Source organism: Rickettsiella endosymbiont of Miltochrista miniata, assembly GCF_964031245.1.
Classification (GTDB): domain Bacteria; phylum Pseudomonadota; class Gammaproteobacteria; order Diplorickettsiales; family Diplorickettsiaceae; genus Aquirickettsiella.
In genome coordinates this window covers 683,862-702,357 of record NZ_OZ035017.1, presented here as the reverse complement: position 1 = coordinate 702,357, position 18,496 = coordinate 683,862, and the positions used below count along the sequence as shown (strand labels likewise).

Here is an 18,496-nt window from a genome sequence, read left to right as displayed (position 1 = left end):
GTATCTTAACTAATGTACTAAAAAAGTCCTATCAGTATTTTGAACTATACTCTTCGCAATTGAATTTTTGTCTGTGAATATACTTTCTTGCAATCAAGTATAGGAAAATAAATTTTATTTGCCTAAATGTGCTACCGCTGGTTTAATTTCAGCCTGTTCTTCTGTGCTGGCTGTGGTATTGGCAGCTTGAATCCTAGTCGCTGGAGAGAAAAAATTTCTTAGCCTCTGAACTCCGCCTCCTATCCACCCCGTTGATTGCTCTACAACGGGCTGATTAACCGGTTTATTATCAGTTAGTAAATTCTCAAGCCCTTTACAGGCATCGTCTAATTGACCGAGCAAAGCAGTTAGAGCTTCGTGTTGCTCTTTGGTGATCTTAGTCTTGACACTAACATCTGCTTCCTTGTTTATATGATGCGCAGTTTCACCCTCATTATTTTGTATCCCTATATCAGCGCCATGATCAAAAAATTGTTTTAACATATCCGGATTGTTTAATCGACCAGCCAGATGCAAACCAGTATTACCTTCTTTGTCTTGTCTATTAATATCGACACCTTCAGCCGTCAATAATTTTTGTAGCGTAGAAATATAATTCGTCTGCGCAACAACATGTAAAGGTGTTTCACCTTCATTATTGATGCTATTAATTAATGCGCCTTTCTCTAAAAGTATGTCGATAATCCCTTCATGACCCATTCTAGCTGCAATATGCATAGATGTTTCACCGACAATATTTTTACAATTAACGTCCGCGCCTTCATCCAAAAGTTTTTTTACACTCTCGAGATCGCCCTCACTAGCTGCTTCATGTAATTGTATGGCTTTATTTAATGCACCGAATTTCTCTGGAAGTTTTTCAACAGACAGTAATTGGTTTATCTGTATGGTAAAGATTTTATTAGGCGCCTCTGGAGTAAAAGCAATGATTGCCCCAGTTTCAATCCCATATTGGGATAAAAATTCTTTGTAACCCTCTGCAAATTCTATAAATTCATCCACTGATAATTGACTGGGAAATTCAATTCGGTAAGATCTCTCAAAATTACCCACTAAGCTACATTCTTGCCAAAATGCTTTTTTTAATAATTCATTTATTTCCATATTATTCATAGTTATATCCTTTTTTAAAAAAATTATTTTATTTTACGACAAGCTAAACAACATGCCGCTAGAGCATTATACATATAAATACAAGAATGGATTGGGCGGAAATGATCTAATTATTTTATAAAATTCAAAAAAAATCTGAGTATCACTATAAAAATAAAAGAAAAAATAAACGCGGCCACAAAACATGACTTCAAAAACCATGCTTAACCGGCTATAGTAGCTTTTTATTCAGACTCTGCATGAGCATGACTTTTTTTCAACGTCTTGGTCGTTTTTTGCTCGGTAAACCCCGCAATCCCTTAAATCCTAACGCGCAACGCAATATTGCATTGGTGGCTTTTTTAGCCTGGGTCGGTCTGGGTGCAGACGGTCTATCGTCTTCTTGTTACGGTCCTGAAGAAGCGTTTATTGCTTTAGGCCCGCACTATAGTTCTTTAGGTCTGTATATTTCCATCGCCACGATACTGACTGTGTTTATTATTGCGCTGGCTTATAATCAGGTCATTACTCTATTTCCTAGTGGTGGTGGTGGTTATAAAGTAGCTACCCAATTATTGGGCCCACATGCAGGATTGGTTTCCGGTGCAGCACTCATCGTTGATTATGTGTTAACGATTACTATTTCTGTGGCGAGTGGTATCGATGCCTTGTTTAGTTTACTTCCACATTATTTTTTGAGTTATAAACTGCTGACCGCCGCTTGCGTCATCATTCTATTAATCACACTCAATTTACGCGGCATGAAAGAATCGATTAAAGTGTTAATGCCAATTTTTTTAGGTTTTGTCGTTACTCACTTTTTTTTAATCATTTACGGTGTCATGGCACATAAAAGCACATTACCTAATGTGTTTTCCGACACCTTAAGTAACACCTTAGAAATGTCCAAGCAAACCGGTTGGTTATTTATTATTGCTTTATTACTACGTGCTTACTCATTAGGAAGCGGAACTTATACCGGGATCGAAGCCGTTTCCAACAATGTGAATCGACTCATGGAACCACGCGTGCAAACCGGGAAATGGACCATGTTTTATATGGCGCTTTCCTTAAGTTTTACTGCGGGTGGAATCATTTTACTGTATTTGTTATGGCACGCACACCCTGTGTATGGTCAAACCTTAAATGCCGTCGTGTTTCATAAAATTTTAGGCGATTCTGCCATAGCGAAAGTGATGTTAACCGTGACCTTATTGCTGGAAGCAGGTCTATTATTGGTCGGTGCGAATACCGGTTTTTTGGCGGGTCCCAGTGTATTAGCCAATATGTCGATCGATAGTTGGTTACCGAATCGTTTCCGCCATCTTTCGAGTCGTTTAGTCACACAAAACGGCGTGATAGTGTTTGGTATTGCCGCCCTACTCATACTTTGGCTAAGTGGTGGTCGGGTTTCTTGGTTAGTCATTCTTTATAGTATGAATGTGTTCTTAACCTTTTCGCTATCTATTTTGGGTCTGTGTGTGTATTGGGTCAAACAACGTAGCAATGCTTCGCCGCATTGGTTAGGCCGGTTAATTTTTTCGGCGTTTGCATTTCTAGTCACGTTTAGCATTTTGATTATTACACTGATATCTAAATTTACCTTTGGTGGCTGGGTAACGGTGGTCATTACCAGTTTTGTTATTTTTATTTGTCTGTTAGTTAAAAAACATTACACCATGGTATTTAATAAATTACATGACATCGACTTACTGATGACCAGCACACCCTTAAAAACACCGACGGTAGTCACGCCTTTACAGCCCAAAGAAGCCACTGCTGTCATTATGGTTGGGAGACATCGTGGTATTGGTTTGCACAATCTGTTATGGATACTGCGCATGTTCCCGAATCATTTTAAGAATTTTGTGTTTGTTAACGTAGGCATTGTCGACGTAGAAAGTTTTAGCGCCAAAAAAGAATTGACCGCGATGCAGAAAAGCACCAATGAAATGTTGGATTATTTTGTCACTTATTGCCAAGAACAAGGTTTAGCCGCAAAAGGCTTTACGGCATATGGTACGGATCCGACGGAAAAATTAACCAATTTATCCAAAAAGGTCATTAAAGAATTTCCGCATTCGATTTTTTTCGCTAGTAAACTCATTTTTAGTAAGGATAATTGGATCACTCGCTTATTACATAATGAAACCGCGGTTATGTTACAAAGACGTTTACACTTACTAGGTGTACAACTGGTTATTTTACCGATGAAAATAGATTAATATGCCAAAAAAACCAGCTCCAGAAAAAACTCCAGCGAATATCTTGCAACACGATCCGGAAAGCGTGTTAGCGTTTATCCAAAACAAAGTGCAGCAACTAACAAAACTAAACCAGATCTGGCAATCTGAAATAGCTAGTGATCTAACAGAACATACGCGAGTGGCTCATTTCCGTGACGGATATTTAATTGTCGAGTGTGACAGTGCGGTCTGGGCCACACGTTTACGTTATACCTTGCCCGATATTACCCAAAAATTACTTAAACATGCTGATTTGCGCGATTTAACGCATATTGAATGGAATATACAACCTCAGTTTCACACACCTAATACACAATTGAACGCGGTTCCTCCAGCATTATCATCAACTAGTGCGCAATTATTAAAGAATGCTGCAGAGACTATACAAGTAAAACCCTTACAAGAAGCATTGTTGCGCATCGCGCAACATGAAAAATAATGAGCCCGTCATGACGAGGCCGAAACGTCAGTGAGGCCATGGCCATCCATGGATTGCCACGCACCTACGGTGCTCGCAATGACGATTAATATTTTACGTGCTCGCAATGACGAAAATGCTTTTATGATATTTTTTTCATTGTGCTGAGAATTTATTTTGCTTTCTTGCTAATAATAAGATTTCCATACGGCACTAAACGCTCTTCATATAAATCAGCTAAGGCTTTACCTTCTGGCTGACGCCAATCGCGTTGTAATTCTGCCGATAAAGCAAACCAACTGGTTAATATAGCCCCGGCGTGAACCATACGCGTTAATGCGGCATCACGTACCGAGGAATTAAACGTTCCAGAAGCGTCCACTACGACATAAACATCATATCCTTCACTCAACGCAGCGATGGTTGGAAATGCGACGCACACATCAGTGACTATTCCCGCTATAATAAGTTTTTTTCGACCAGTTGCCTTGACTGCATCAACAAAATCTTTATTATCCCACGCATTAATTTCACCGGGCCTGGCAATATACGCTGATTTAGGAAATTTTTCTTTCAAGTAGGGAAAAATTGGACCATTAGGGCCTTGTTCTTGACTGGTGGTTAATACCACTGGCAACTTATACAACAAAGCAACGTCAGCTAAAGCTAAAACGTTATTCTTGAATTCATCAAAATTATAATCCCTGACTAACTGAAATAAACCGGTTTGGTGATCAACCAACAATAACGCCGCATTATCCTTAGATAGACGATTATCCCCGGCTTGTTTTTTTGCACAGACATTTGCATCATGCATTTTTTACATCCTCCCTGATTAAAATAAAAGATATCTAATTCTAAACACTAATTAGACGAACACTATATAAAGCGATCTATAAACTCCCCTCTTCTTCAGACCAACCTGCTTTTACTTTGACCCAAAGTTCTAGATAAACTTTTTTACCAAAACAAGTCTCCATATCCAGCCGCGCTTCGGTGCCGACTTTTTTAAGCAATTCTCCATTTTTACCGATAATAATGGCTTTCTGACTCGATCGTTCTGTCCAAATAATCGCGGAGATTTTAATGATTTTTTTTTGTTCGACAAATTGTTCGATGCTAACCGTTAACCAATAGGGCAGCTCTTCGTATAAACTACGCATCAATTTTTCACGAATAAATTCCGCTGCTAAAAACCGCTGACTGCGATCCGTGTACTGATCGGGCGGATAAGTAAATTCAGCGATAGGCAACGCTGTCGCGATCACTTTTTCTAATTCATCAATATTTTTGCCTTTTTGTGCTGAAACAGGAACGACCGCTAAAAAAGGCATTTTTTCATAACAGGATTGCAAAAAAGGCAGTAGTCGACTCTTATCTTTTATTTTATCTATCTTGTTAACTATTAATAGTACCGGGTGTTCTTGCTGCTTTAAACGTTCTAAAATAGCGTCATCTTCAGCGGTCCAACGATTGGCTTCGATAACAAAGCCCACGATATTGACATCGATTAAGGCATTAATCGCCGATCGAACCATCGCTCGGCTTAAACGACGTTGTGTATTGGGATGTATCCCCGGCGTATCGATGTAAATGGATTGCGTATCCCCTTCGGTTTTAATCCCTAAAATTTGATGTCGAGTGGTTTGTGGTTTAGATGAAGTAATGGTTAATTTTTCACCCAAGATTTTATTCAATAAAGTAGACTTACCGACATTTGGTCGTCCAATAATGGCTACGGTACCGCAATGAGTAGCTAAATTTTCCATACTTTTTATCTTTTATTAGGTTTTATAAATTGATTCTAATTCTGCTAAAATCTTTTCCGCCGCTTTTTGTTCAGCACGTCGCCGACTGCTACCGATACCTACTGCTTTATTAGGTAAGCCATGTAACTGACACTCTACTTTAAAGGATTGCTGATGAGCAGGTCCTTCCAAAGCCAAAATGGTGTAAACAGGTAAAGGTAACTTTTTTGCTTGCAAATATTCTTGTAAACGAGTTTTGGGATCTTTAAGATCGGGAAGGGTTTCGACATTTTCCAAACGATTTTCATACCAACGCAGGATGCAGTTCTCACAAGCCTGAAAACCACCATCGAGATAGATGGCACCGACAACGGCTTCCATACCATCAGCTAAAATAGATTTACGTTGCGCACCACCCGTTTTTAATTCACCCGCACCTAGGCGTAAATATTTTCCTAATTCAAATTCTTGTGCGAGATCAGTCAAGGTTTCGCCACGCACCAGATTAGCACGCAATCGACTTAATTCACCTTCGCGTGCTTTAATATTTTGACGAAATAAAGCAGCTGCTATGACAAAATTAAGTACGGCATCGCCCAAATACTCTAATCGTTCATTATTTTTATTGCCACGAAAACTACGATGGCTGAGTGCATCTTCCAATAATTCGGGATTTTTAAATCGGTAATTTAATTTTTCACATAAAGTTTCTATTTCTGCTCTCACTATTACCTCTTAAGAAGAATGCACTAATGGATATGCATACCCAATCGTTCCCAACGAACTCGATGCCGCTCATTATCCCAACTAAAAAATACCCACATAGCCTTACCGATGAGATCTTTTTCAGGCACAAAACCCCAATAACGACTATCCAAACTATTATCTCGATTATCGCCCATAACAAAATAATTTCCTGGCGGTACATACACTGAAAAATCTGTGGCTAATTGATCAGGCCGCAAATAAATATCATGTTGAATACCTAATAAATTTTCACGTTTCAGTAATACCGGCCATTTTTCATTCGCACCATCTTGATCGGTTTGTTCACCGAGTAAAGTTTGTGGAGCAAGCTGACCATTGATGGTTAATACTTTATCTTTATAGGTAATTACGTCGCCCGGTAAGCCAATCACGCGTTTAATAAAATAAGTTGACGTATCTTTGGGCCATAAAAACACCACGATATCACCACGTTTAGGTTCAGCGATGGAAATAACTTTTTTATGCAATACCGGTAAGCGTATGCCATAACTAAACTTATTTGCAACAATAAAATCACCTATCAATAGATCGGGTTTTTCCGAACCCGAAGGAATACGGAAAGGTTCGGCCAAGAAAGAGCGTAATAATAAAACCAAAAGTAAAATAGGGAAAAAAGAACGTGCATATTCAATTAACACCGAAGGATGAGCAATGTTTTTTCGTTTTCGTATCGGCGCAAAAATAAGTACATCCACCAAAGCAATGGCGCCCGAAATGACTACCGCCGTCGTCAAAAAAAATTCAAAATTAAAGCTCATCATAGTCACTCTATATAATTAGGATTATTTCTTTTCTAGTTGCAAGACCGCTAAAAAGGCCTGTTGTGGTATCTCCACGCGACCCACTTGCTTCATGCGTTTTTTACCCGCTTTTTGTTTTTCTAATAATTTTTTCTTACGCGACACATCGCCACCATAACATTTAGCAATAACATTTTTACGTAAGGCTTTAACGGTTTCCCTTGCAATAATATGGCCACCTATCGCCGCCTGTAAGGCAACTTCAAACATCTGACGAGGAATGAGTTCTCTAAGTTTAGCCACCAATTGACGGCCTCGATATTGTGATTGGCTGCGGTGTACCACTAAGGCAAGCGCATCGACTTTATCACCATTAATTAGAATATCCAACTTGACTAAATCTGCTTCTTGAAAACGGATAAACTGATAATCCAGCGAGGCGTAACCTCGACTCAAAGATTTTAAGCGATCAAAAAAATCTAAAACCACTTCACTCATCGGTAATTCATAAGCGATAGACACCTGTTTACCGGTATAAAGTAATTTGGTCTGCACGCCACGACGCTCATTACACAGCGTAATCACAGCACCTAAATAAGTTTGTGGCACCAATATATTCGCCAAAACGATGGGTTCACGCATCACACTCAGAAAATTAGCCACCGGTAAATCTGCTGGGTTATCAACATGCAGCGTTTCTCCGCGTGTCGTTACTATCTCATAAACGACGGTGGGCGCGGTAGTAATTAAATCGAGATCATATTCCCGTTCTAAGCGCTCTTGGACTATCTCCATATGCAGCAAACCTAGAAAACCACAACGAAAACCAAAACCTAAGGCCTCTGAAGTTTCAGGCTCATAAAACAGTGATGAATCATTTAAACTGAGCTTTTCTAAAGCCTCGCGGAAATCAGTAAATTCTTCGGTATTGACCGGAAATAAACCAGCAAATACCTGTGGATGAACGCGTTTAAAACCGGGTAAAGGTGCACTGGCTGGCTTAGAGGTATGGGTTAAGGTGTCTCCTACCGGCGCGCCATGAATATCTTTAACACCGGCAATAACAAAACCGACTTCACCAGCACCCAATGTTTCCATTTCTTGGCGTTTAGGGGTAAAAATCCCACATTGATCAACGATGTAACTTCGGCCTGTGGACATCACTTGGATCTTATCACCCACTTTAAGCCTGCCATTTTTGATGCGCACTAAAGAAACGATACCTAAGTAAGTATCAAACCAAGAGTCGATAATCAAAGCCTGTAAGGGCTGCTCTAAATCACCTTGCGGCGGTGGAATAACCTGTATGAGTCTTTCTAGCAGTTCTAAAATACCAAGGCCTTGTTTTGCACTCACTCTCACCGCATCTTGAGCGGGTATGCCGATGATTTCTTCAATTTCTTGAATGACATTTTCTGGATCGGCTTGAGGTAAATCAATTTTATTCAATACCGGTAAAACTTCTAAGCCTTGTTCGACAGCGGTATAACAAACTGCTACGGTTTGTGCTTCAACACCCTGAGCCGCATCCACCACCAACAATGCGCCTTCACAAGCCGCTAAAGAACGCGATACTTCATAAGAAAAATCCACATGCCCGGGCGTATCAATAAAATTCAGCTGATAACGCTGTCCATCGCGAGCAGTGTAATGCAGCGTAACGCTTTGGGCTTTGATAGTAATCCCACGTTCGCGTTCTAGATCCATAGAATCGAGTACCTGCTCGGACATCTCCCTTTCCGTCAAGCCTCCACAAACTTGAATTAGCCTGTCGGCCAAGGTCGACTTTCCATGATCAATATGAGCAATAATAGAGAAATTACGAATATTCTTCATGTTGGTATTTTATCGCCTACGATTAAATGTCACTTTTACAGGATAAGGCGAAGAGTATACTCGCAGCAATTGGATTTTTGTCAAGGCGCCGTGAGAATGAGCAACCGGAGTGTATGCAAGATACATGAGGATTGCGAGTTGAGCGGCAACACAGACAAAAATTCAACTGCGAAGAGTAGTTTATTTTTGTAAACGTTGTTGTAACCATTGCGTTATATCCATGATTTCTTGTGGACAAACACTATGGCCTATTGGATAACGATTGAACTGTACTGGATAAGCTAATTTTTTCAAACAGTTATAAGAAAATTCGCCTAACGCCGGTGCAACCACGTTATCTTCATCACCATGCGCCATAAAAATAGGCGTGGTTTTGTTCGCGTCACTGGCTTCTTTTTCTAAAAAATGGTGTAACGGTAAATAGGTTGATAAAGCCAAAACACCTGCCAAAGCATGCGGATAGCGTAAGGCGGTATATAAGGCCATCGCCCCACCTTGAGAAAAACCGGCTAAAACAATGCGATTAGCTGGAATACCTCTTGCCACTTCTTTTTGCACCAATTCAAATATGCTTTGTGCCGCAGCGCGGATACCGGTCTCATCCTCAGTTGAGCCAAATGTGAGCCCGTGTATATCATACCAGGCTGGCATTTTTACTCCGCCATTCAAAGTAATCGGTCGCACTGGCGCATGCGGAAATACAAAACGAAATCCTGTCCCTAATGCCACCGCTCTTGCCATATTGGCTGAATCATGACCACTAGCGCCGAGTCCATGTAAACAAATAATACTGGCTGAAGGAGATTTGATCGGATTAAACTCTAAAAAATCTAATGGCTTCGGGTTTTCCATTGTGAACCTCATAAAAATTAAGACAGTTTTTTGCTAGAATTCTTTCAGAAGAAATCATTTATATTTTCAGTATATACCGCTCCCTACTATTTTTAAATTTTCCTACGTTCGCAATTTCAATCGCGAATACTATATACTAGGAGTTTCATCGTTGCGCAATTATTGTTAACCTTTCAATTACTTATGCAAAAAAAACCGCTGGGTTACCCTCTATTTAAGCATTGTATTTTTCTTAACCGGATGTGGACAAATGGGTCCTTTATATTTGCCTGATCAAAAACCACCGGTTTATGTACCTCATCAGTTCGCTAAATCCTCATAATGTCTTTTCATTATTCGAATCGAGAATTACACGTAGAAGAGCTCCCTGTAGCAGGCATCATAGCCGAATTTGGTTCGCCTTGTTATATCTATTCCCAGGCGATACTACACCGCCAATGGTGGGCATTTAAGCAACTATTACAAAATTCGCAGCAAATTTGTTATGCCGTTAAGGCTAATTCAAATCTTGCCATTTTAGCTCGCTTAGCAGAATGGGGAGCAGGGTTTGACATAGTTTCAGGCGGAGAACTAGGACGTATCCTGCAAGCAGGCGGAGACGCTAAAAAAACGGTATTTTCTGGCGTAGGTAAAACCAATGAGGAAATAAAAACCGCTTTACAAGCGAATATTGGCTGCTTCAATGTAGAATCTGAAGAAGAATTACTTCGTATCGAAGCCATTGCTAAGAATTTGCACAAATCTGCGGTTATCGCTTTACGTATCAATCCTAATATCGATGCCAAAACTCATCCCTATATAACGACGGGTCTAAAAGAAACCAAGTTTGGAATGAGTGAAAAAGATGCTTTACAACTCTATCGTCGCGCCGCAAAATTTAAGCATATCAAAATTCAGGGTATTAGCTGTCATTTAGGTTCTCAACTCACCACACTTGATCCTTTCTTACTAGCCATCGATCACCTGTTAAATCTTGCCGAACAATTAGAAAAAGAAAGCATCGTATTAAAAACTATTAATTTAGGCGGAGGATTAGGAGTTTCCTATCAACAAGAAAAAGTTCCCACTCCGCAAGAATACTGTCAACAAATTTTATCCGCGTTGAAAAAGAGAAACTCTAAACTGCAATTAATAATTGAACCAGGCCGTGTTATCACTGCCCAGTCAGGCATACTCGTGACACAAATTGAATATCTTAAAGCAAATACTGATAAAAATTTTGCTATTGTCGATGCAGGTATGAATGATCTCATCCGCCCTGCTCTCTATCATGCGGAACAAAACATATTACCCATAATCCAACGTTGCGAACTGCCCGAAAAAAATTATGATGTGGTCGGACCTATTTGTGAAAGCAGTGATTTTCTAGGTAAAAACCGCCAACTGGCACTACAAGCCGGTGATTATTTAGCGATCATGGATAGCGGAGCCTATGGTTTTTCTATGAGTTCCAACTATAATTCTAGACCTAGAGCCGCAGAAATTATGGTCGATAAAGATCGCGTCCATTTAATTCGCTCACGTGAAACCTTAGATCAATTATGGGCCAATGAAAAAATAATCTCAAACTAACGCTATTCTCAGCACAGGATAAAAAACGTCATGACCAAACTTAAGTCATTGCAAAAAACAACTAATTTTTTTCGACCGGTAGTCGAGCACTTTTTGTCATTGCGAGCACCGTAGGTGCGCGGCAATCCATGGATGGCCACGGCCTCACTAACGTCTCGGCCTCGCCATGACGAGCCCATTAATTTTTGTCCTGTGCTGAGAATGCTATTAATTCAATGAAAACTGAATTCACTAAGATGCACCTACTAGGTAATGATTTTGTTGTTATCGATGCCATACAACAAAATTTTAAACCTAATGGTAAATTAATACGTCAGTGGGCCAATCGGCATCGTGGTATTGGCTTTGATCAATTATTGCTAATAGAAAAACCCCGTCCTAAATCCGCGCATTTCTATTATCGCATCTTTAATGCCGACGGCAATGAAGTGGCACAATGTGGCAATGGTGCATTATGTGTGGCAAAATTTTTATTAGATAAAAAACTGAGTAAAGAAAATCCCATCCATCTGATGACCATGAATAATCTCTTGGAATTAAACATTGAAGAAAATGGAAAAGTAACAGCGAATTTGGGTCTACCCATCTTTGATCCGGAAAAAATTCCATTTATTAATTTGTCTTCACCGCCCATTTATCCTATAGATACCCCTTTTGGCCGTTTTGATTGCTGCGTTTTGTCCTTAGGAAATCCGCACTGTGTGATACAAGTCAATTGTTTAGATCAAGCGCCGGTAGAAGACTTGGGCACCTATCTTAATCAACATCCCTTCCCTTACTTTCCACAAGGAAGTAACGTCGAATTTATGAAAATTCGCGATCCGAAACAAATCGATCTGCGTATTTATGAACGTGGTGTTGGGGAAACCCAAGCCTGCGGCAGTGGTGCTTGCGCTGCTGTTATTGCCGGACGTTTATTGAATCGACTCGCCAAAAAAGTCAATGTCAACTTACCTGGCGGGCTCCTCACGGTACGTTGGGAAGGCGAGGAGTCACCGGTATTTTTACGTGGCACACCTGTTAAAGTATATGATGGCGTACTGGATTAATTTTTAAAAAGAACATCCGTCATTGCGAGCGCCAAAGGCGCGCGGCAATCCAGACGAACGTTAATTTTTCTAATTATTCGGTCCCAACATTTTTTTAGGATCGACGGCTTTATCAAACTCCTCTGCACTTAAATAACCCAATGATAAACACGCGGCACGTAAACTGGTTTCTTCATGTAAAGCTTTATGAGCAATTTTAGCTGCTTTATCATAACCAATAAGTGGATTCAATGCAGTCACTAACATTAACGAATTTTCTAGAAAATGTTTAATTTTTGCTTGATTGGCTTTTAAACCTTTAACGCAAAATTCAGCAAATGACTGGCATGCCGTGCTTAATAGATCCACCGATTGTAAAAAGTTATAAATCATCAAGGGCTTAAACACATTTAATTCGAAATTGCCTTGACTACCTGCCATGCTTATCGCCGTATCGTTCGCCATCACTTGTACACACACCATGGTCATCGCTTCACATTGTGTGGGATTGACTTTACCCGGCATAATTGAAGAACCTGGTTCATTTTCAGGCAAAATCAATTCACCTAAACCTGAACGCGGACCTGAACCTAACCAACGAATATCATTCGCCATTTTCATTAAAGCACATGCTAAGGTTTTTAACCCGCCACTAGCAAAGACTAAGGCATCATGTGCCGCTAAAGCGGAAAATTTATTTTTTGCAGAAACAAAAGGCAGTTTAGTTTCTTCAGCGATTATTTTTGCGGTTAATTCCGCAAATTTAGGATGCGTATTCAAACCTGTTCCCACGGCAGTACCACCTATTGCCAGCTGGTAAAGTCCAGGTAAGGTTTGTTCGATGTTTGCTAAAGCCGATTCTAATTGATCGACATACGCCGAAAACTCTTGACCTAAACTTAAGGGAACGGCATCTTGTAAATGAGTACGACCGATTTTAATGATATCTTTAAACTCATGAACTTTTTCGGTTAAAACACCATACAATGTTTGCACCGCTGGCAGCAATTGTTTAACTATCGCCAATACCGCAGCAATATACATCGCCGTTGGAAAAGTATCATTAGATGATTGTGATTTATTGACATGATCATTGGGATGAATGGGATTTTTACTGCCACGTTCACCACCGGCCAATTCTATGCCACGATTGGCAATCACTTCATTAACATTCATGTTAGTTTGTGTACCGCTACCGGTTTGCCAGACGCGTAAAGGAAACTCAGCATCGAGCTGTCCGGATTTTATTTCGTCAGCCACTTGAATAATTAAATCGGCTTTATCTTTGGCTAATAAACCCAATTCTTGATTGGCTTTGGCAATGGCTTTTTTTAAAATAGCAAACGCATGGATCACCGCCAGGGGCATCTGTTCGTGACCTATGTCAAAATGATGCAAACTGCGTTGTGTTTGCGAACCCCAATAGTGATCGGCTGGGACTTCAATCGGCCCCATGCTATCGGTTTCAATACGCGTTTTTTTTGACATATAACACCTATGCTCTTCTTCAAAAGATTAATACTACCGCTAAAATACCGGTAATTTGGATAAAGCGCCACTCTGTTCATACACACATTTCGGTACCAAATAACCGGGTAATCGCTCGCGCAATGCAGTCATCAGTTGTTTAGCCTTTTCTTCAGCTACAGCGAAATGTGCCGCACCTTGCACTTTATCTAATAGATGCAAATAATACGGCAAAATCCCACAAGCAAATAAACGTTGGCTCAAATTAACTAAGGCCTCAACATTATCATTGACGCCTTTTAATAACACCGTTTGATTTAATACGCTAATTTTTCGTTGACGGAGATTTTCTATTGCGCGTTTCACTGTATCGTCTAATTCATTAGCATGATTACTATGCGTAACCAAGATAGTCTGTAGTCGTGTAGCACTAAGCCAATTTAAAAAATCAGTAGTGATGCGTTCCGGCAATACAATTGGCAGGCGTGAATGGATGCGCAAAATGTTAACATGTGCAATATTGGCAAGATCATCGGCACATTTTCCCAAATACTGATCATTCGCTAATAAGGGATCGCCGCCACTTAAAATAACTTCACTGATTGAAGTATCTGCTTGGATATACGCTAAAATATTCTGCCAGGCTTTTCCCCCGGGAATATTTTCTGCATAAGGAAAATGGCGTCGAAAGCAATAACGACAATTGATAGCGCACGCACCGGTAATCGTTAGCAGTACTCTGCCATGATATTTATGTAATAAACCTGGCAATGGATTAGCGGTATGTTCTTGTAAAGGATCCTGACTAAAACCAACACTGACTATTTCCTCTGCCGCTAAAGGAAGCACTTGTTGTAACAGTGGGTCATCTGGACAACCTTTTTGCATGCGCGCCAAAAAGCCTGTCGGAACGCGCAATGGAAATAATTTCGCCACTCGTTGTGCTGCGGGTAAAAAACTAACATCCAACGCTAATTGATCTAATAATTCGACAGGATCAGTAATGACTTCTTTTAATAAAGTTTGCCAATTTTTTTGCATAAATTTTTATTAATTATTATTAATTATGGGCAACTCACTGTCACTCCATTCAGCGTACACACTACACCGTTTAGCGTAATATTTGAACCTTCCGTAAGCTGTGAAGTAGTATTGCCAGATACTGATAAACTACCTTCATTCATTTGTATCTGACTTGAACCAGTTGTCTGCAAACCCACTGCGTTTGGTAATACAGGTGGCGGTGTATGTATGTCCATCACGCTAATATCGCTGCGATTAATAAGCACTGTGGACGTGTCACCCGTCAAAACACCGAATACTTCTGTGCTCACATCTCCAACGACCGTCAACTGACTGTCATCAACCTCTGCAGTAGAACCTCCAGATAGCACCAAACCACTGACCAAAGGATCTATAGCGTTAACGATAGTAATATTACTCGATTGTACTAGAAGTGAGGAAGCATTGGATAAGGTAAACCCTGTCTCTGCAATGACAGTGGAATCACTGAGCGTCACACCCGCATTATCCAGATCAAGCCCAGCCTCATAAGGATTGATCATAGAAACACCAATTTGAGAATTATTAATTACTATATTTTGACCTTCAGTAAAAATAGCCTCCTCTACTATCCCACCTGAATGGCCTAGAATAACGCTATCTAATTGGTTATTGCCAGGCAAAATAAATCCACCAATAAATGTAGAACGCGCTGCACCCGACGCGACGGTTGTATAATCTGCCGTCCTGGAATGAAGACTTTGACCATTATTGAGTGTGAGAGCGAGGGCTCCACCATCATTGGCTTCATAACTACCGCCATTAAAATACATAACGGTATCAGGTAATATGGTGTTTAATGTGTCTACCCCCGTTTGACTAAAATCCGTCGGTCCACAGGGATTTTCGAACGTACAATCCGCTAATGTTAAACCTGTTCCACCATTATTAGGCGTACCGGTTTGACTGAAAAAAGCAATATCGTTGCTTACTAACTGCGTAGTACTGCCGCTTCCCATTCCATATAATAGCGTCTTGCTTGGAATACCTGAACCATGACCTAGGTTCGCTAAGTAGCGATCGACTGGATCGGTTAAGCGCTCGGATAAACTTGGATCTGCCCAGTGTTTTCTGACACCACCAAAACTTATGCCTAAACCGCCCACCACATTACTGTGCTGATAATTATCGTAACTATAATTTGCAAACACACGAATATTATCATCAAACCAATATTCTAATCCTGCTGCACCACCCAATATATTATTGGTATTTGGAATGGCAAAAAAATACGTACCCACATAGCCTTTTAATGGTACTTGGCGAAACAACTGATAGCCCACTCTGGCATCAACACCATTACCAATTTGTTGGATCTCATTGGCAATATTAAACACCGTATTGATGACTTCGGTATGACCGGTAAAAAAAGGTTCACTAACGATATTTAGGTCGACATTTCCTAATTCATTACTACGCCCTGCTACCGGAATATACGCATTAATCCGCGCATCCCAACGACTTCCTAAAGCTTCTACGCCTGGATTCATTATCCAAAAACCACTGCTATTTTCTACACGATTGTGTCCGGCAAATAAATACGCGCCTAATATTGCGGCATCATTCTTAATCCAACGATAACCTAAACCGAGATCGCCGTACCATTGTTGATCACTGCCATAGGCACCTTGCGGATCCACATAGAGATTATGTTGACTATCCCCATCCAAAGAAACCATCAGATCCGCTTGCCCTACTGTGTAGACACCTGTATACGCATTCGCTGAAAATCGCGGCGGTAACGGCTCGCGCGCTTCTACGCTCGATATAAAAAATAGTAAAGAAAAAAATAAAAGAAAAAGTATGTACTTAAATAACTGCATATCCTGATGCATTCGTCTATTCCTTTAGTTTTTAACACAATGATACCTATTATCAGTTCAACATAGTATTCACATCAATAAGCGTAATATTTGAGCCCGATACGAGTGATGACGTATTATCTCCCGATACAGTCAAATTTCCTCCTATCATTTCTATCTGCGAATTAGCTAAGGTTCTTAAACCTATCGAATTTACAGGAGGAGAAGTAATAACAGTTACTCCGCTATTTTGAATATTGGCTATACTATTTAGCGAAGCATTGATTCCTACTATACTTGTGCTTCCAGCTGTTCCAGAAGCATTGATTTGACTATTATTAATCTGAGCATTGGTAGCGATTATAGCTAAACCTATCGTATCGGTACCTATTGCATTTATTGTACTCGATTCAATGGATAGAGAAGAGTTTGCACTCCCTACACCTAAAGAAATACCAAAAATTTCTGAATTTTCGATAGTTAGAGAACCCGCATTGACAGTTACACCTTGGTTATAAGGTGTAAGAAGATCACCAATTTGACTGTTACTAATCACTAAATTGCTAGCTCCAGTACTACTAACACCTACGGTCGATACCCCTACATTGTTTAAAATAATTCCATTTAGTTGGTTATTTCCATTTAAAATAAACGCTCCATTAAACGTAGAACGCGCAGAACCAGTAGCCGGCGCACTATAATCCGCAGTTCTGGAGAATACGCTTTGACCATTATTCAGCGTCAGCGCATTTCCGGCATTACTGGCTGGATAAGTTCCACCATTAAAATAAAAATCGGTATTTGGCAATAAGGTATTTAATGTGTTAACACCGGTTTGACTAAAATCCGTTGGCCCACACGGATTTTCGAATGTACAATTCGCTAAGGTTAATCCGACTCCACCTGCGTTCGGTGTTCCGGTTTGGCTAAAGAATGCAATATCGTTGCTTATGAGTTGCGAACTACTCCCGCGACCCATCCCGTATAAAAGAGTTTTGCTCGGTATTCCCGAACCATGACCTAAATTCGCTAAGTAACGATCGACTGGATCGGTTAAGCGTTCGGATAAACTCGGATCCGCCCAATGTTTTCTGACACCACCAAAACTAATCCCTAAACCGCCGACTACATTGCTATGCTGATAATTATCGTAACTATAATTGGCAAACACACGAATATTATCATCAAACCAATATTCCAAACCTGCCGCACCACCCACTATATTATTGGTATTTGGAATGGCAAAAAAATACGTGCCTATATAGCCTTTTAATGGCACTTGGCGAAACAATTGATAACCCACTCTGGCATCCGCACCATTTCCGATTTGTTGGATGGCATTTTCATTAATAAACGCACTATTTATTGATGCAGTGTGTCCGGTAAAAACAGGCGTATTAATTATATTAAATTCTTCTATGCCCACTTCATTACTACGACCTGCTACCGGTATATACGCATTAATCCGCGCATCCCAACGACTACCCAATGCCTCTATACCTGGATTCATTATCCAAAAACCACTGCTATTTTCTACACGTGTGTGCCCTGCAAATAGATACCAACCTAATATCGCTGCATCATTCTTAATCCAGCGATAACCTAAGCCGAGATCGCCATACCATTGTTGATCACTACCATAGGCACCTTGTGGATCCACATAGAGATTATGTTGACTATCCCCATCCAAAGAAACCATCAGATCCGCTTGCCCTACTGTGTAGACACCTGTATACGCATTCGCTGAAAATCGCGGCGGTAACGGTTCTCGCGCTTGAATATTGGATATGAAAAAAATAAAAGAAATAAATATTAAAAGAGAAATCCTTAAACTTAATTTTTCCTTTTGCATCACTCCCTCTAAA

At 40.2% G+C, this 18,496-nt stretch carries 16 protein-coding genes; 5 read left to right on the top strand and 11 right to left on the bottom strand.

What is annotated here, in order from left to right:
* Positions 1-114 precede the first annotated feature (114 nt).
* Positions 115-1,113, bottom strand: a complete 999-nt coding sequence (locus AAHH40_RS03215; RefSeq protein WP_342220680.1) for an ankyrin repeat domain-containing protein — start codon at positions 1,111-1,113, stop codon at positions 115-117.
* Between the two features lie 239 nt (positions 1,114-1,352).
* Between AAHH40_RS03215 and AAHH40_RS03210 the strand changes: the two genes are divergently transcribed.
* Both AAHH40_RS03210 and AAHH40_RS03205 read left to right on the top strand, forming a co-directional pair.
* On the top strand, positions 1,353-3,317 hold the full coding sequence (locus AAHH40_RS03210; RefSeq protein WP_342220679.1) for an APC family permease: 1,965 nt from the start codon (positions 1,353-1,355) through the stop codon (positions 3,315-3,317).
* Between the two features lies 1 nt (position 3,318).
* Positions 3,319-3,777, top strand: coding sequence for a DUF721 domain-containing protein (locus tag AAHH40_RS03205; protein ID WP_342220678.1), 459 nt, complete (start codon positions 3,319-3,321; stop codon positions 3,775-3,777).
* Positions 3,778-3,928: 151 nt separating this feature from the next.
* On the opposite strand, the gene AAHH40_RS03200 is transcribed toward AAHH40_RS03205, so the two are convergent.
* The 6 genes from AAHH40_RS03200 to AAHH40_RS03175 all read right to left on the bottom strand — a co-directional run bounded on the left by AAHH40_RS03200 (position 3,929) and on the right by AAHH40_RS03175 (position 9,700).
* On the bottom strand, positions 3,929-4,573 hold the full coding sequence (locus tag AAHH40_RS03200; protein ID WP_342220677.1) for a hydrolase: 645 nt from the start codon (positions 4,571-4,573) through the stop codon (positions 3,929-3,931).
* A gap of 76 nt (positions 4,574-4,649) precedes the next feature.
* On the bottom strand, positions 4,650-5,525 hold the full coding sequence (gene era, locus AAHH40_RS03195) for a GTPase Era (protein ID WP_342220676.1): 876 nt from the start codon (positions 5,523-5,525) through the stop codon (positions 4,650-4,652).
* A gap of 15 nt (positions 5,526-5,540) precedes the next feature.
* Positions 5,541-6,230, bottom strand: a complete 690-nt coding sequence (gene rnc, locus AAHH40_RS03190; RefSeq protein ID WP_342220675.1) for a ribonuclease III — start codon at positions 6,228-6,230, stop codon at positions 5,541-5,543.
* Positions 6,231-6,253: 23 nt separating this feature from the next.
* Complete coding sequence (gene lepB, locus AAHH40_RS03185; protein WP_342220790.1) at positions 6,254-7,030, bottom strand: signal peptidase I; 777 nt, start codon at positions 7,028-7,030, stop codon at positions 6,254-6,256.
* A 24-nt stretch (positions 7,031-7,054) separates the two neighbouring features.
* Positions 7,055-8,848, bottom strand: coding sequence for a translation elongation factor 4 (gene lepA, locus AAHH40_RS03180; protein WP_342220674.1), 1,794 nt, complete (start codon positions 8,846-8,848; stop codon positions 7,055-7,057).
* Positions 8,849-9,028: 180 nt separating this feature from the next.
* On the bottom strand, positions 9,029-9,700 hold the full coding sequence (locus AAHH40_RS03175; RefSeq protein WP_342220673.1) for an alpha/beta hydrolase: 672 nt from the start codon (positions 9,698-9,700) through the stop codon (positions 9,029-9,031).
* Between the two features lie 220 nt (positions 9,701-9,920).
* Between AAHH40_RS03175 and lptM the strand changes: the two genes are divergently transcribed.
* The 3 genes from lptM (at position 9,921) to dapF (ending at position 12,321) form a co-directional block, all read left to right on the top strand.
* Positions 9,921-10,022 carry an LPS translocon maturation chaperone LptM gene (gene lptM, locus AAHH40_RS07665; RefSeq protein WP_425287975.1) on the top strand — a complete coding sequence of 34 codons (102 nt, stop codon included), beginning with the start codon at positions 9,921-9,923 and terminating at the stop codon, positions 10,020-10,022.
* Positions 10,022-11,272, top strand: a complete 1,251-nt coding sequence (gene lysA, locus AAHH40_RS03170) for a diaminopimelate decarboxylase (RefSeq protein WP_342220672.1) — start codon at positions 10,022-10,024, stop codon at positions 11,270-11,272. Before lptM ends, lysA begins: the two co-directional genes overlap by 1 nt.
* A gap of 215 nt (positions 11,273-11,487) precedes the next feature.
* Positions 11,488-12,321, top strand: a complete 834-nt coding sequence (dapF, locus tag AAHH40_RS03165) for a diaminopimelate epimerase (protein WP_342220671.1) — start codon at positions 11,488-11,490, stop codon at positions 12,319-12,321.
* A gap of 69 nt (positions 12,322-12,390) precedes the next feature.
* Here dapF and fumC read toward each other — a convergent pair whose 3' ends face one another.
* The 4 genes from fumC to AAHH40_RS03145 are packed head-to-tail and all read right to left on the bottom strand — an operon-like array spanning position 12,391 to position 18,483.
* Positions 12,391-13,788, bottom strand: a complete 1,398-nt coding sequence (gene fumC / locus AAHH40_RS03160) for a class II fumarate hydratase (RefSeq protein ID WP_342220670.1) — start codon at positions 13,786-13,788, stop codon at positions 12,391-12,393.
* A 39-nt stretch (positions 13,789-13,827) separates the two neighbouring features.
* Entirely contained in the window at positions 13,828-14,808 is a 981-nt protein-coding gene (gene epmB, locus AAHH40_RS03155) for an EF-P beta-lysylation protein EpmB (RefSeq protein WP_342220669.1), read from the bottom strand.
* A 23-nt stretch (positions 14,809-14,831) separates the two neighbouring features.
* Positions 14,832-16,664 carry an inverse autotransporter beta domain-containing protein gene (locus AAHH40_RS03150; protein ID WP_342220668.1) on the bottom strand — a complete coding sequence of 611 codons (1,833 nt, stop codon included), beginning with the start codon at positions 16,662-16,664 and terminating at the stop codon, positions 14,832-14,834.
* A gap of 40 nt (positions 16,665-16,704) precedes the next feature.
* Positions 16,705-18,483, bottom strand: coding sequence for a hypothetical protein (locus AAHH40_RS03145; RefSeq protein WP_342220667.1), 1,779 nt, complete (start codon positions 18,481-18,483; stop codon positions 16,705-16,707).
* Positions 18,484-18,496 lie beyond the last annotated feature (13 nt).

What these genes read in the sequence shown, in the direction of transcription:
- lysA (WP_342220672.1), top strand. Translation starts at nt 10,022, where the DNA reads ATGTCTTTTCATTATTCGAATCGAGAATTACACGTAGAAGAGCTCCCT.
- AAHH40_RS03145 (WP_342220667.1), bottom strand. Translation starts at nt 18,483, where the DNA reads ATGCAAAAGGAAAAATTAAGTTTAAGGATTTCTCTTTTAATATTTATT.
- fumC (WP_342220670.1), bottom strand. Translation starts at nt 13,788, where the DNA reads ATGTCAAAAAAAACGCGTATTGAAACCGATAGCATGGGGCCGATTGAA.
- AAHH40_RS03205 (WP_342220678.1), top strand. Translation starts at nt 3,319, where the DNA reads ATGCCAAAAAAACCAGCTCCAGAAAAAACTCCAGCGAATATCTTGCAA.
- AAHH40_RS03215 (WP_342220680.1), bottom strand. Translation starts at nt 1,113, where the DNA reads ATGAATAATATGGAAATAAATGAATTATTAAAAAAAGCATTTTGGCAA.
- era (WP_342220676.1), bottom strand. Translation starts at nt 5,525, where the DNA reads ATGGAAAATTTAGCTACTCATTGCGGTACCGTAGCCATTATTGGACGA.
- lepB (WP_342220790.1), bottom strand. Translation starts at nt 7,030, where the DNA reads ATGAGCTTTAATTTTGAATTTTTTTTGACGACGGCGGTAGTCATTTCG.
- AAHH40_RS03150 (WP_342220668.1), bottom strand. Translation starts at nt 16,664, where the DNA reads ATGCATCAGGATATGCAGTTATTTAAGTACATACTTTTTCTTTTATTT.
- dapF (WP_342220671.1), top strand. Translation starts at nt 11,488, where the DNA reads ATGAAAACTGAATTCACTAAGATGCACCTACTAGGTAATGATTTTGTT.
- epmB (WP_342220669.1), bottom strand. Translation starts at nt 14,808, where the DNA reads ATGCAAAAAAATTGGCAAACTTTATTAAAAGAAGTCATTACTGATCCT.
- AAHH40_RS03210 (WP_342220679.1), top strand. Translation starts at nt 1,353, where the DNA reads ATGAGCATGACTTTTTTTCAACGTCTTGGTCGTTTTTTGCTCGGTAAA.
- AAHH40_RS03200 (WP_342220677.1), bottom strand. Translation starts at nt 4,573, where the DNA reads ATGCATGATGCAAATGTCTGTGCAAAAAAACAAGCCGGGGATAATCGT.
- AAHH40_RS03175 (WP_342220673.1), bottom strand. Translation starts at nt 9,700, where the DNA reads ATGGAAAACCCGAAGCCATTAGATTTTTTAGAGTTTAATCCGATCAAA.
- lepA (WP_342220674.1), bottom strand. Translation starts at nt 8,848, where the DNA reads ATGAAGAATATTCGTAATTTCTCTATTATTGCTCATATTGATCATGGA.